This is a genomic window from Acinetobacter sp. Ac8 (genome assembly GCF_055392545.1).
This window is the reverse complement of sequence record NZ_AP043689.1, coordinates 1,326,617-1,341,581: the sequence shown is the minus strand read 5'-3', so window position 1 is coordinate 1,341,581 and position 14,965 is coordinate 1,326,617. Positions and strand designations below refer to the sequence as shown.

Below are 14,965 nucleotides of genomic sequence, written 5' to 3'. Positions count from 1 at the left end.
AACTTTATGCTTCAACTACAGGAATACGGCTCTGATCACGTTCTGATTCAGTTTTTGGGCGAATTTGCCCACGGACTTGGGCAAACTGAATATGTGGATCTTGCTGTTGCTCAGCTTTGGCATTAATAAAGGTCACAAAACGTTTTCGTACTTCAGGATCTTCCACCGCAGTGCGCCATTCGTCTTGATAAGTGCCCACCACATAGCTCATTCGACGTTCAAGTTCAGCAGCAACCCCTAAGGAATCATGCACAACAACATCTTTAAGATAATCCAAACCACCATCCATATTGTCACGCCATACTGAAGTCCGTTGTAAACGATCCGCTGTTTGGATATAGAACATAAAGAAGCGGTCGATATATTGAATTAAAGTTTGCGTATCTAGGTCAGAAGCTAAGAGTTCTGCATGGCGAGGTTTCATTCCCCCATTGCCACAAACATACAAGTTCCAGCCTTTTTCCGTGGCAATCACCCCAACATCTTTGCTTTGTGCTTCGGCACATTCACGGGTACAGCCCGAAACTGCCATTTTTAATTTATGTGGGGAACGTAACCCTTTGTAGCGATTTTCAAGGAAGATGGCTAAACCGACCGAGTCATCGACACCATAACGACACCATGTGCTCCCAACACAAGATTTAACGGTACGTAATGACTTGCCATAGGCATGACCAGACTCAAAACCAGCATTGATCAGCTTTTCCCAAATCTCTGGCAATTGATGGACTTGTGCTCCAAACAAGTCTACCCGTTGCCCACCGGTTAGCTTGGTATATAAACCATATTCTTTGGCAATCTGACCCACTGCAATCAAACCATCTGGCGTCACTTCACCGCCTGCCATACGTGGTACAACAGAATAAGAACCATCTTTTTGAATATTGCCCAGATAGTAGTCGTTACTGTCTTGCAGCCCAGCATGATTTGCGGTGAGAACAAAGTCATTCCAGCAAGATGCCAAGATATTGGCCGCTGTCGGTTTGCAAATATCACAACCTAAACCATGCCCATGCTGTTGAATCAAATCATCAAAGCTTTTAATTTCATTGACCCGTACCAAGTGATACAACTCTTGGCGTGAGTAAGCAAAGTGTTCACAAAGATGATTATTGACCGTTACCCCTTGGCGTTGTAATTCAGATTTTAAAACTTGGGTCACTAAGGGTGCACATCCACCACATGCGGTTGCGGCTTTGGTACATTTTTTTAACGCACCTAATGAGGTCGAACCCTCTGCAATTGCACTACAAATATCTGCTTTAGACACATTATTACATGAACAAATCGTGGCACTGTCTGGCAATAAATCTACACCACTGCCTCCCGCTTTTGCTGAAGATTGTGCATAGCCCGGCATGATTAAACTTTCTGGATTTTCAGGTACAGCCAATCCATTGAGCATCATTTGCAATAAGTCGTTATATTCTTTGGCGCAACCGACCAGTACCGCACCTAGTAATTGGGTTTTCTCTGCATTGACCACGATCTTTTTATAGACCATTGCATCTTCATCGGCATAGAAATAGCTCAATGCATTTGCAGTCATGGCATGGGCATCGCCTACCGATGCCACATCGACACCCATCAGTTTTAGCTTGGTGCTCATGTCTGCGCCAGCAAATGTAGGGCAACTTTGTTGCATCACATGTTTTGCCGCAATCCGTGCCATGTCATAACCGGGCGCCACTAAACCATAAATTTTATTGTTCCATAATGCACATTCACCAATTGCATAAATGTCTGCATCTGAGGTTTGGCAGTAATCGTTGATCACGATACCACCACGCTCACCTAAAGCTAAACCACTTTGGCGCGCCAATTCATCACGTGGGCGAATCCCTGCTGAAAATAGAATAATATCTGTTTCAAGTTCTGAACCATCTGCAAACTTCATCACATGGGTGCTATTCACACCCTCTTCTATAGATGAAGTGGCCTTTTGGGTATGGACTTTCACGCCTAAATTTTCAATCTTGGCGCGTAAAACTTTTCCGCCCAAATCATCAATTTGTACTGCCATTAAACGGGGTGCAAATTCAACAACATGGGTTTCCAAGTCTAAATCACGAAGCGCTTTGGCAGCTTCCAAACCCAACAAACCACCGCCAATGACCACACCAGATTTTGCCGATAAACTCGCTGCCCGAATCGCATCCAAGTCATCAATGGTACGGTAAACAAAACAGTTGTTACGGTCGTGACCTGAAATTGGTGGAACAAAAGCATAGGAACCCGTCGCAAGCACCAATTTGTCATAGCTAATCACATCGCCATGATTGGTGGTGATGCATTTATTGCAGGTATCTATATCAGTAGCTTTGGTGTTTAAGCGCAGGTCGATACCATAAGCATCGGCAAAGTCAGCACGACAGAGGGTTAAATCTTTTGCAGACTTCCCTGTAAAATATTCAGTCAAATGTACACGGTCATAAGCTAAACGGGGTTCTTCTGCCAAAATCGTGATTTCAACTTCATCACCTGCATGTTCCAGCACAGATTCAATAAATTTGTGCCCAACCATTCCATGACCAATCATCACTAATTTCATATCGATTCTCCTCGATTGTTTTTGCTCTTGTTATTCAATTAAGTCGCACTGTTTTGTTTAAGACTTACAGCATTTTGTTCCATGCTATTTCGCTCAAGTACCGCAGCTTCAAATAACTTTTGCTCTTTCTCTTTATGTTCAACCGAAAAACGGATCATCAATACACAACTTGCAGCAATCACCACCAAACCACCTAAAACCATCAGCGTCGTTTGAATATCCAACATGCCTTTTAATAAGAAACCAGCAGCAACAGCACCGACATTACCGCCTGCACCGATAATGCCAGCCACACCACCCAAAGCATCGCGATCAATAAATGGAACCAGTGCATAGGTCGCACCGCAAGCCATATGGGTAAATAAAGCAAATACTGTCATGACCAAAATCGCCAGAATTGCGGTATTCATTTGAGAAAAGACAATCAGAAATACGCCTTCTAACAGGATCATGGCAAACAATACTTTAGTACGACCATCGAGACCTTTTTTAGTCGCCACCTTGTCTGAAACAATACCGCCAAGTGCACGGGCAAACAGTGCCAGTAAACCAAAAATTCCTGCGGCCATACCCGCTTCTTTTAAACCAAATTTAAAATGATCCACGTAGTACATTGCGACAATGTTGTGAATAAAAATTTCGATACCAAAACAAGCAGCATAAGCACCAAATAGAATCCAGACACGGTAGTTTTTTGCAGCATGTATTAAAATCGCCATACCACCTTTTTTATCACTGCCCACATGCAGACCTTGCGCACGAAGTTCTTTAAAATCACCTTGTGGGCAATCTTGAGTAAACTTCCAATACATTGCACCGACGATTAACATCATCACACCAGGTACAATCAGCGCAATTCTCCATCCCATGGCTTGTTCAACACCAAACATCACCAGTGCAGCAAGCATCAATGGCATCAAGGCTTGAGTTGCGCCACCACCCGCATTGCCCCAACCTGCGGTGGTTGCATTTGCAGTTCCCACCACATTTGGCGCAAACATAATACTGGTGTGATATTGCGTGATGACAAAGCTGGCACCAATTGCACCAATCAATAGACGGAAAAATAGAAAGGATTCATAACTATTGGCAGATGCCACACCAAATACAGGGATACTGCCGATAATCAGTAATGCGGTATAGGTTTTACGCGGACCGTATTTATCGCATAAGGGACCGACGATCAGACGCACTAAAATCGTGATGGCCACCGCGGCAATATTGATATTGGCAATTTGATCTTTAGTCAGATGAAATTCACCTGCAATCACAGGCATTAACGGCGCACAGGCAAACCATGCAAAGAAGCAAACAAAAAAGGCGAGCCAACTCATATGGAAGGCCCGCATTGCTGCGCTGCTAAAATTGAAAAGATGAATCTTTGTTGCTTTTTTCGCATCTAAATTTGAAGACATAGCTTCGATCTCCTGAACTGAACGTATATAAGTTGCTGTTATGCACGAGGCATATCAGTAACGATCAGAACGGACGTCGTTGGCCGTCTTACAAATTTTGAAAGTCTTCTTTGACTTGATTAAATATATGCATGGTTCATGCCAATTTTATATTTTTGACTGTTTATGGTTTTATTTTGCTTGAATACTCAGTACTTATGATTAAATGATCGTACCTAGATTGCACAATAAAACGTCATACTGTTGATCAGTGCATCTAAAATGTAAGCTATAAAACTGCATGTTTAGGAAGCAAATTGCGTCAATAAAGTGCATCACTTTTCTTTAACATCCTGCGGTTATGCTTTAAACAGCAATTTTAACCAGAGATATTGGCATCTAAATTGCTTATATGCTGAAAGTTCATGTCAGGACATACTTGAGTAGCGACATGCCAAAATTAAGAATTGCCCTGATCGATGATGATATAGAGCGGGCATCTTTTATCAAATCCTCTTTGATCGAACATGGTTTCGAGGTGGTCGCATGTCTGATGATTGACCATTTAAACAGTACCGATCTTCAACAATTACATGCCGATGTAATTTTGCTGGATATGGACCATCCACAACGAGATATTATTGAAAGCTGTGTCAGTCAGTTTGATTTGCCCACTGTGCTTTTCACTAAAAACTCGCAAAAAGACACCATCAAAAGTGCCATTGAAGCGGGTGTAACCGCCTATATTGTCGATGGGATTGATCCTGAAAAACTGGAAAGTATTTTAGAAATTTCGATTGAGCAATTTAAAAAACATAAAAAACTGTTAAAAGATCTCAATGAAACCAAATGCAAACTGGCAGACCGTAAAGATATTGAAAAAGCCAAAGTGATGCTGATGCAAATGCATCAAATTAAAGAAGAACAAGCTTTCAGTTTGTTACGAAAAAATGCCATGAGTCACCGTATCACCATGGGGGAAATGGCAAGAAAGTTAATCGATGCCCAAGCCTTGCTCCAAGCTAATTTCAAGGAATAAACAATGCATACACTTGAAACCACTGACATTCAATTAGGCTATATTCCTTTACTGGATTGCACTGCAATACTTTGGGCACAACATCAAGGCTATTTTACCGAGCAAGGCCTCAATGTTACGTTGGTAAAAGAGCCATCTTGGGCCAGCCTACGTGACCGTTTAGCTTTTGGTATTTTAGATGCCGCACATTGTCATTCTGCCATGCTTCCCGCTGCTGCAACAGGTAATGATCAACTGGGTATTCCCTTACAAACCGCATTGGTGTTGAGTACCAATCGCGCATTTATCAGCTTGAGCCAAAAACTCTGCTATGAATTAAAAATTCAGACACAAGATACTGCGCAAGCTTCAGCAGCTAAAGTGGTTCAAGCCTTAAAACAAGGCGATAAAATACAACTGGCCCATGTGTTTAAACAGTCCATCCACCATTATTGTTTAAGAGAATGGTTGGCTTTGGCAGACCCAGATTTGGCCAAAAAATATCAACCCTCCACACTGCCCCCTTCCTATATGGTGGATGCGATTTCATCACAACTCATCGATGGATTCTGTGTCGGTGAACCTTGGAATATCCAAGCGCAGATTGAAGGTTATAGTTATGTGATTGCTGAGAGTAAACAGATTATTCCTGAAGTCGCGGATAAAGTTTTGGCGACCACCCATGAATGGGCAAACAAGCATCCGAATACCTTAAACGCATTGCAGACAGCGATTCAGCAAGCACAGCATGATTTAAGCACCTTGCAATCACTGCAACCTATATGGCACATGTTAGAAGACAGCCAGATTATCCGCTTCAACTGTTCACATTTGGTGCATACCTATGCGTTTCATAAAATACAAAATATTATTCGCTCTTTTGGGACACAGGAGCGACCTAAACCAGATGATTTTGAATGGATTATTCAACAAATGTGCAAATGGGATAACTTAGAACTGGATACGGCACAAATCAAAAACATTTCGGCACAATGCACAGGACATTTAAATGAATAGGCTAATGAAATTTTTAATCGTTAAATATTATTTTTTTATAGATTCAAAAGTATGAGCCAATGTCCATCTCATATTCTAAAAGATTACTAGACATTGGCTCATGTTTACCGCTTAGAATTTAACGATATCGCCTTTTAAAGCCACACTCGCAAGTGCTGTACCTTTATAACATTGATATGTGGTGGTGTTTTTTGATTCATTTGCTTTGAAATAGCTCACAATATTGGTCACCGCGTTGGCACCTTTGTCTTTTGCCGCACTTTGTAATTGGATTAAGGCTGAACGTAATACATGATCACAAGCCTTTTCCGCAGCCTTTCCAAAACCATTGGTTTTTTTATTGCTGACAACCGCTTTTTCTAAAACTTGACCACCAGATTTAGTCCCAGCAAGATAAAATTTTACCGATCCATCTAAAAATCCATCAGCCACAGCTTGATCTACAGCTGCTTTAAAATTGAGATTATGAACAGTGTCCGCAGCCTGTGCAGAGACGATTCCACCAAAGCATAAAGTTGAAGCAACAACCAAGTGTTTAAATGACATCGTTTTTTTCCTCTTTTAAGTATGTTTTAAAATAATGGAGGTGTTGATCCCTCCAAATGCAAAATTATTGGTCATGATGGTTTTTGCATTCATCTCTCGTGGTTCCCGCACGATATAATCTAAATCACCACATAATGGGTCAATTTCATCCAAATTTAAAGTATGGATAAACTGTTGGCGTTGCAGCATTTCTATACTCAGCCAAGCTTCGATTGCACCACATGCACCAAGGGTATGTCCAAAATAACTTTTTAATGAGCTGATCGGTTTTTTACCAAATATACGTGCAGTAGCTTGAGTTTCGGCAACATCGCCTTGATCTGTCGAAGTCCCATGCGCGTTGATATAATCAACCTCTTGCGCAGAAATTGCGGCATCTTTAAGTGCCATGCGCATGCATCTTTCCATCATTTCTGAATTTGGACGAGTGACATGTTCACCATCGGTATTGCTGGCATAACCGATGACTTCTGCATAGATCGTTGCACCACGGGCCAGTGCATGTTCATATTCTTCTAGCACTAAACAGCCAGCACCTTCACCAATCACCAATCCATCACGATTTTTATCAAATGGCCGTGGTGTTTTTTCAGGGGTGTCGTTCATCCCGCTGGTGGCTAATAACACATCGAATACAGCTGAACCTGTCGCACTGAGCTCCTCAGCACCACCCGCAAGCATCAGCGTTTGTTTACCTAGTTTAATTGCTTCAAACGCCTGTCCGATGGCCATTGAACCTGAAGTGCAGGCACTTGATGTGGGTAAGGTTAAACCTTTTAAACCAAAATAAACCGTCATATTCACAGCGCTGGTATGTGACATCATGCGAATATACGTGGTCGCATTTAAACGGCTCATGTCGTTGTCTATGAGCATTTTCCCAAACTCTTTGACCGCATCGACACTCCCTGCAGAAGAGCCAAAAGCAACACCAGCATCGCCACTTTTCAAAATAGGATGATCGATCAAGCCTGCATCTGCCAATGCTTTTTCAGCACAAATCACCGACATCAATGCAACTCGTCCCATACCTCGTGTCACTTTACGATTAAAATGTTTGGGTACCTCAAAGTGTTCTACTGGGCCTGCAATTTTACAACGTAAATCGGTATAAATTTCCCAATCAGGCATCGCACGAATGCCATTTTTTGATGATTGGAATTGGGCAAAAATTTCATCTGCCGTTTCACCCAGTGAGGTGATTCCCGACATTCCCGTCACAACAACACGTTTCATTAAATCAATCCCCCATTCACAGAAATGACTTGCCGAGTAATATAGCTTGCGTGATCAGAGCAGAGAAAGTTCACGGTATGCGCCACTTCATCGACCTGTCCCATACGTTGTAAGGGAATCATTTTTAAAGCATGTTCTTTTACTTCTTCTGTGACCATTTCCGTTTCAATCAGCCCCGGTGCAACGCAATTCACGGTAATTTTTCTTTTTGCCAGTTCTAAAGCCAAAGCTTTGGTCGCACCAATCAATCCCGCTTTTGCCGCACTATAATTGACTTGACCACGATTACCCATAATGCCGGAAACAGAAGAAAGCGTGACAATACGCCCGCCTTGTTTTAGGCGAATCATCGGCATCACTAAAGGTTTTAATACATTATAAAAACCATCCAATGAGGTCGAAATTACTTCATCCCAGTCATTGTCGGTTAAAGCTGGAAATGCGCCATCATGGGTTAAACCTGCATTTAGCACTACACCATAAAATGCACCATGAAGCTCGATATCTTGTTCCAGTATCTGTCGGGTATTTTCACGTTGTGTGACATCAAAAAGTAGCGCATAACTGTTTTGCCCCAATGCTTGGATTTCAGCGACCACTTGCTCAGCATCAGCACGTCTAGAACGTGCATGCACCACCACATCAAAGCCAGATTTTGCTAAAGTTAAAGCAATTGCTTTACCAATTCCTCGACTAGATCCCGTCACTAATATTCTTCTCGACACACTTAATTCCTACTTATTGCTCAGCTTTCACAGGTGGTTCATAAACACTTAAAACTGCGCTAATTTTATGTTCTTCATAGCTTATTTCACAAGAGAATTGTGCCAAGCCTTCATGTAAATATTGTTGTTCAGCCCGAATGGTCAATGTTTTACCAAATTCAAAATAAGCCAAAGGTAAATTTAATTTGCGTGTTCCGAGCAAATAACCAATTTGTGGCGTTTGCCCCATTTTTTGTCCTTTTGCACCGGCAAAGGCACTAATCGTTTGTGCCATGAGTTCAATACTACTCCAAGTCGGCAAACCTTGTTCATCACTAAACATCAATTCAGGAGTAATGGTTAGATTGGCAAGTGCAAAATTTTCCCCTAGCTCCAGCAGTTGATCAACAAAAACCATCGGTTTTTCATGCGGAATAAATTGAATAGCATCTAAACTCATTTGATTTCAGTTCCAAAAATAAGGCTGACATTACTACCGCCAAAGGCAAATGAATTACTCATCACAAAACGCACAGGATCAGATTGAGTAGTTTGATTTAAATCATCGTGTTCAACGTAATGCTGATCATCCAATTCAGGATCAATCGCACCATTTTGATGAAGGGGTAACCAGTTTTGATCTTTAAGCACTTGTGTACAAATATAGGCTTCCAATGCGCCCGCAGCACCTAAACAGTGTCCAGTTTTATGCTTAGTACTACTCAATGGAACGGCATAGTCCTGAAAGACCTGCCGGACTGCTTTAATTTCCATATCATCATTGTGCGTGGTTGCGGTGCCATGCAAATTAAGATATTGAATATATGAAGCTTTTAATTGCGCCTGATCCAGTGCTTTTTGCATTGCAGTTGCTGCGCCTTTGCCTTCTGGATGCGGTGCAGAAATATGCCATGCGTCCATAGATTCACCCGCAGAAATCAACATGATCGGCGCTGGTTCTTTACTGAGTAAAAATAAGCTTGCGGCCTCACCAATATTGATCCCATCCCGCTGATATCCACATGGGCTACAGATACCTGCACTCAAATTTTCCAGACTGTTAAAGCCGTTCAAGGTCAGTTTAGCGAGGGTATCTACGCCACCCACCAATACAGCATCGGCAAGCCCTGCATTAAGCAAACGTTGCCCACTGGCAAAAGCTTTAGCACTTGAAGAACAAGCCGTAGAAATCGTATACGCAAGACCGTCCCAGCCCAAATAAATTTGCAAAGCTTTGGCGAGATTACCCATTTCCTGCTTTTGCTGTTGAATCACTGTTTCAGTTTGGCCTTGAAAGTAGGCTTTTAATAAGGGTTCATTGTCCGAAATACCTGACGTTGAGGTCCCCACAATGATTGCAAGCCGCTTTTTATCAAACTTAGCCACATAGTCACGTAACTCAGATTCACATTGTGCAAGCGCAGTTAAAGCAAAACGTAAATTACGCGAGTCATAGTTTTGTAGCGCAACTGGAATATCGCTACATAACGGATGTGCATAAGCACCCACCCATACGGGCTGATCAAAAATCAAAGATTTATTCAGGGTTAAACTGTTTTCCAATGAGGTCAATTGTGCCTTGACCTGTTCAGGATGATCACCTAAAGCAGATAAACTGGCTGAACAATGAATGCCTACAGCGGGATGGTTTAAATCAATCTTTTTTGTCATTTTTTTGCAGATCTTCCACTTCATTTTGCTCTAATGAATTGTCTTTTAAAGTATTTTCCACAGGGCTAAAGATCATTTGATAAGGAACTTGCAGGTTATCCAGCTCAATATGATCAGCACGCGTTTTTATCGTTAAAACATTTTTTTGATCAATCTCAATTTCAGTCTGATCAACGCCCTGTTTCACTTTAACATTTTCTAAATGATTTTTTGCAAAATCAGGATAAGTTGCAAACAGAATATCTCGAACCACAAAATCAAAGGGTAACAAACGCATCGGTTTTATCCTTTCATGCACCTGTACTTTTTGACCATCGAAATCCAGTCTAAACAGTTGCTGTCCAGTTAAGCTTAAAGCAAACATTTGCAAGTTTTTCGCCTGCTGTTCTTGGTAGAGTAAAAAGCTAAAACTTTGATTTTTCCAGACAACTTCAACTTGATCTTGACGCTGATAATGCGCCAAGGCTGGATCAGCAGACCAAACCACAGGAACCAGACCTTGTGGCTGTGGATACATACTTTGACAGGCACCCAGCGCTAACAACAGACTGATGCTCATTGTTTTTAACCAAATTTGCATTATTCGCTCTCAAGTATTTTGCTCTTTTCCAGATCATGACGACAATACTCAGCCAAGGTATTTAAGCGTTGTCGTGCATTGCGATAGATTGGATTAGTTTCATCCCAAGCATAGCCCGCCAATAATGACGCAATCATACGACGGATTTTTTCATTTTGATTTTTTGAAAATACCACATCTTGAAACTCACCGTCGTACCATGCTTCTACATAAGCGCGAAATACTTTGATTCCTTTACGCAAAGGTTTTTCATATTCTTGCATCCAGTCTACTTGCCCACCTTGTAAGACTTGATCGACTAAAGGTACCGCCAAACTTGAAGACTTGAGTGCAATGGTCACCCCAGATGAAAACACAGGATCTAAAAATTCACCCGCATTGCCCAGCAAAGCAAAATTGCGCTGTGCCAAGGTTTTAACATTTGCTGAATAGCCCACCAAAGTACGGATTGGCGTATCAAACTTCATATTGCGCAGTACCTGCGACAAACTCGGTTCATCTGCAAGAATATCTTTAAATAAAGCCAATAAGGCTTCAGGCTCATCAGAGATATAACCATAATGATCAAAGAAATCCTGTTCAGCAACAATCCCAAATGAACAGCGACCATCCGCAAATGGAATTAACCAATACCATCCACGATGATCTTTTTCATGTACCGTAATCAGGATTTTATTTCGGTCGAATTCAGGATCATCCAAGATCCCATCTTCAATATGACTAAACACCGCACGGCGTACTGGGAAATTTGAAGGGCTTTCTAGATCAAGAAGTTTCGGCAAAATACGACCAAAGCCACTGGCATCCAGTAAAAATTTAGCCTGAATTTGATAGATATTTTGCTGCTCATCTTTAACTGTTAATAGAGGATGATCAAGCTCAACATCAACTGCAACAACCTCATGCCCAAAACGAATTTCAGCCCCATATTGTTCAGCTTGCTGTGCTAAAAGATGGTCGAAATTCGCACGTCTAATCTGCCATGTCGTTCCTGGGCCTTCACTAAATTTTTGAGTAAAATCGTAGTAGCTGCGTTGATGACCACGTAAAAATGCTGCACCATTTTTAAACTGAAATGCATATTCTTCAACATGTTCACGAACTGTGTCTAATAAACCGGCCTCTTCTAAAAACACCATACATTGTGGCAAAAGTGATTCACCAATCGAAAAGCGAGGAAAATGTTGCTTTTCAATGATCACCACTTGATAACCTTTGTGCCTAAGCAGTGCTGCTGCGGAACTTCCCGACGGTCCTGCCCCGATGATCACCACATCTGTTTGTTGTAAATCTAAACCCTTCATGTATTCACCTTAATGTTCAGTTCTTTGACTGATTAATTGATTTTGATTTAATTTTGAGTCTGCCGGCGTAAAAAGCGTGGCATAGATAAACGAAAAAATTACCCCAAAAAGGACCGTTAACCCAAAACAATGTATTGCATAGGTATGGCTTAACGCCAATAAACCGAATCCCAACAAAGTCGACATCATACAGAGAAATAATGCCATCCCGACTACATGCGGATGATCGTGCCCTTGACGGTAGAAAATGGCGTAATCCACACCAATCCCCAAGATGAGAAAAACCCCCATTACACTAAATAGATTAATCTCAACGCCCATCCATGCCTGTAATGCAAAGGTGCTCATTAATGCCAAAGTCACTGGCACCATCAAAGCAAATACCGATTTAATCCCATAGATCAGCATTAAACCGATCGCTAAGGCAATTAATGCATAAACAAAAAGATATTCAGCTTGGATCCGATGGTCTTGGAATAAGCGCGATAAATTATGTACAGGGCGAACCAGCTTATTCTGCTGATCTTGCAAAGCCTCTACAGCTGTTACATCTTTTATGCCTTGAATCAAAATCAATCTTTGCTGCGAATTAACCTGTAAAAATGCCAAAGGATGGGCAGCAAACTGATCTAAATTTAACAATGATTGTTGAGACAATCTTGCTTGCCAACTCAGGACATCTTTCGGATCAAGTTGCATCGCGCTTGCATATTCCACCAGTACTGATTTTGGAATTTTCTTTAGATATTCAACATTCTGCTGTTGCTGTTCCAGCGAAGGAATTGTTTGTCCTATTGCTTGAAATCCGTCAATTTTGTCCTGTTGTTTTAACTGAGAAAGCGCATGGATCAAGTGCTGTTCTTGCCTTGCAAGGTCCTTTGCTGAATTTGCATAAATTGCAAAATAATCACTGCCCTGCGCTTGCCCAAAACGAGAACGAATATATTGATCTTCCTGCTTTAAATGTTGATCCATGCTTTGTAAATTACGCACATCATCATTACTTTTGATCAGCAGCAAACTTGATCCTGAAACCACAAAGATCACAAAAATCAGCAGATAACGCTTTGTTGCGTGCGCTAAAAAATAATTACGCCATGTGCCAATAAAGCTTAATCTGCGTATTGCAGGTTCAGCATTTAAGGCAGGTAAACGCGGCAGTAATAATAGACTGGTGATTCCAGCAGCAGTTAATCCCACCATTGAAAATACGGCAATCTGCTTAAAGCCCGGAAAAGGGGTGAAACTTAAAAATAAATAAGCCAGCAATGTGGTTGAAAGCCCGATCAACAAACTGGGTAAAATCGGCTTTAATACGGCAAATCCATTGAGATGTCGTTGCTGCGATTGCATCGCCATAAAGTAAAAGGAAAAATCGACACATACCCCAATCAGACTTGCACCAAAAACCAAAGTCATCAGATGTATTTCGGAAAATATCCAGTGGGTTACAGCAAAAGCCACCATTGACCCAGTGGCAACCGCAATAAACTCAGTCAACATCGGGCGAATGGAACGGAAGCCAAACCAGACCAAAAGCAAGACACCGATACTCGAACCCACGCCGATTGTAGAAATTTCATTCTTTGCAGATTGGGTACCAAAATGCGAAAAAACAATTGTTCCAGTCCAGTGCGGTTTCACCCCGATCTTGCTCAATTGCTGATTAACATTAGTCATCCATTGGGCAGTTTGTTCTTGATACTCAATATCATAAGGACTTTTTAAAAGTTCTAAATTAAATAGTCGGGAATAGCCTTGCTCATCAGAAATTGTGGCAAAACCATCATGTATTTCGATATTTGAATGCTGTTGCAGGCTTGCAAGGCCCATGGCATAACGTGGAAATAATAACAATGGATCTTGTTGAAGTAAGCCCTCAGTGATTGGCATACCCGGGCTCATGATTTGCATCAAACTTTGTTCAGTCAGTGCCGCATAATCCTGTTGTTTTAAGATTGCTTGATCTTGCGAACTGATTAAGCCTGCATGATGTGCATATAAAGTCTTGGCAAAATCTTCAGTATCAACTTGTGCTTTTAATGGCTTAAACAAATTCGACTGTTGGACACCCGCCCTTAATATCTGTGTTGCTTGATCAATTTGTTCAGATGATTTTGCATCAATCACCAAGAACACTTTATTGTTCAATTGCTCACTGACATAGTGTTCGGTTTGCTCAAGCTGCTTGTCCTGCTTTACTTTTGGCAGTAAAGCAAAAATATTGGTCTGGATGTGAATGCCTTTTTGCATCCATGTAAATCCCAGTCCGATCGCAATGATGACTAAAAATATCAACCAAATTGCAGTGAGTTTATTTTGCCAATTGGAAAAGTGCATTCTCAGACGCCGATAAAGTTTGAGGTTGAGCCGTCTGCTGACTAAAATTAATAATCGTCATATTATTGGCTTGTTCAGTAATCACAATACGATTGACATAACGTCCACCTTGCGCATTCACTTTGACAAACAATTTTTTAAACAACGCGCTTTTCGGGGTCAATGTGACATCCCAAGCCGATGTTGTGTAATTGGCTGCAACCACATTAAAATTTTTGGCTAAGGCCGTTTCATCACCTGCCATTAACTGTAAAAACATGGTCGCCACTGAACCATATTGACTATTATTAATCTCAAGTTGACTCATGGTTCGCTGGGTTTTTTGTAGCAACTTTTTTGGGGTAACAATCAAATCCGCTTGAACAGGCTTTTGAATCTGCCAAATCACCCCTTGGCTTTTGGAAAATAAAACCTGTCCATTTGAGCTAAAAGTTTTATTTAACGAGGTGAGCTTTTTTTGCTGCTCAAAATGGGCACGAACAACAGGTGTTTGAGAAAGCTGTTGAAAAATTTGCCCAACTTTAGAACTTTCTGCATAACTTGCCAAAGGAAGTGTCGTCATAACCATAAACATCATACTGGTAATGATCAGTTTGATTCTATT

13 protein-coding genes are annotated in these 14,965 nt (G+C 41.3%); 2 read left to right on the top strand and 11 right to left on the bottom strand.

From position 1 onward, the window contains the following. Positions 1-4: 4 nt before the first annotated feature. Positions 5-2,551 carry a nitrite reductase large subunit NirB gene (gene nirB, locus ACZ5QH_RS06455; RefSeq protein WP_303577260.1) on the bottom strand — a complete coding sequence of 849 codons (2,547 nt, stop codon included), beginning with the start codon at positions 2,549-2,551 and terminating at the stop codon, positions 5-7. A 38-nt stretch (positions 2,552-2,589) separates the two neighbouring features. Further along, positions 2,590-3,966 carry an MFS transporter gene (locus ACZ5QH_RS06450; RefSeq protein ID WP_004722167.1) on the bottom strand — a complete coding sequence of 459 codons (1,377 nt, stop codon included), beginning with the start codon at positions 3,964-3,966 and terminating at the stop codon, positions 2,590-2,592. A gap of 430 nt (positions 3,967-4,396) precedes the next feature. On the opposite strand from ACZ5QH_RS06450, the gene ACZ5QH_RS06445 reads away from it, so the two are divergent. Together ACZ5QH_RS06445 and ACZ5QH_RS06440 are read left to right on the top strand one after the other, a co-directional pair. Next, complete coding sequence (locus ACZ5QH_RS06445; protein WP_270386117.1) at positions 4,397-4,984, top strand: ANTAR domain-containing response regulator; 588 nt, start codon at positions 4,397-4,399, stop codon at positions 4,982-4,984. Between the two features lie 3 nt (positions 4,985-4,987). Then, positions 4,988-5,980 (top strand): ABC transporter substrate-binding protein, encoded by a 993-nt coding sequence (locus ACZ5QH_RS06440; RefSeq protein WP_464016782.1) that lies wholly within the window; start codon positions 4,988-4,990, stop codon positions 5,978-5,980. Between the two features lie 111 nt (positions 5,981-6,091). On the opposite strand, the gene ACZ5QH_RS06435 is transcribed toward ACZ5QH_RS06440, so the two are convergent. From ACZ5QH_RS06435 to ACZ5QH_RS06395, 9 genes are read right to left on the bottom strand one after another with little or no spacing between them, the layout of a single operon-like run. Then, the gene (locus tag ACZ5QH_RS06435) at positions 6,092-6,526 is read right to left on the bottom strand and encodes an excinuclease (RefSeq protein WP_303577262.1); all 435 of its coding nucleotides are present in this window, start codon (positions 6,524-6,526) and stop codon (positions 6,092-6,094) included. Between the two features lie 15 nt (positions 6,527-6,541). Next, entirely contained in the window at positions 6,542-7,762 is a 1,221-nt protein-coding gene (locus ACZ5QH_RS06430) for a beta-ketoacyl-ACP synthase (RefSeq protein ID WP_303577263.1), read from the bottom strand. Beyond that, complete coding sequence (locus ACZ5QH_RS06425; protein ID WP_004819879.1) at positions 7,762-8,487, bottom strand: 3-ketoacyl-ACP reductase FabG2; 726 nt, start codon at positions 8,485-8,487, stop codon at positions 7,762-7,764. Before ACZ5QH_RS06425 ends, ACZ5QH_RS06430 begins: the two co-directional genes overlap by 1 nt. A gap of 13 nt (positions 8,488-8,500) precedes the next feature. After that, positions 8,501-8,926, bottom strand: coding sequence for a hotdog family protein (locus tag ACZ5QH_RS06420; protein ID WP_034613969.1), 426 nt, complete (start codon positions 8,924-8,926; stop codon positions 8,501-8,503). Next, a complete protein-coding gene (locus ACZ5QH_RS06415) occupies positions 8,923-10,137 on the bottom strand; it encodes a beta-ketoacyl-[acyl-carrier-protein] synthase family protein (protein WP_303577264.1) in 1,215 nt (404 codons plus the stop codon). The genes ACZ5QH_RS06420 and ACZ5QH_RS06415 overlap by 4 nt, the downstream gene beginning before the upstream one ends. After that, complete coding sequence (locus ACZ5QH_RS06410) at positions 10,121-10,717, bottom strand: DUF3261 domain-containing protein (RefSeq protein ID WP_034613973.1); 597 nt, start codon at positions 10,715-10,717, stop codon at positions 10,121-10,123. Before ACZ5QH_RS06410 ends, ACZ5QH_RS06415 begins: the two co-directional genes overlap by 17 nt. Next, entirely contained in the window at positions 10,717-12,021 is a 1,305-nt protein-coding gene (locus ACZ5QH_RS06405; protein ID WP_303577265.1) for an NAD(P)/FAD-dependent oxidoreductase, read from the bottom strand. The genes ACZ5QH_RS06410 and ACZ5QH_RS06405 overlap by 1 nt, the downstream gene beginning before the upstream one ends. A 9-nt stretch (positions 12,022-12,030) precedes the next feature. Further along, complete coding sequence (locus tag ACZ5QH_RS06400) at positions 12,031-14,361, bottom strand: MMPL family transporter (protein WP_303577266.1); 2,331 nt, start codon at positions 14,359-14,361, stop codon at positions 12,031-12,033. Next, complete coding sequence (locus ACZ5QH_RS06395) at positions 14,336-14,938, bottom strand: LolA family protein (protein WP_244015956.1); 603 nt, start codon at positions 14,936-14,938, stop codon at positions 14,336-14,338. The genes ACZ5QH_RS06400 and ACZ5QH_RS06395 overlap by 26 nt, the downstream gene beginning before the upstream one ends. Between the last annotated feature and the right edge of the window lie 27 nt (positions 14,939-14,965).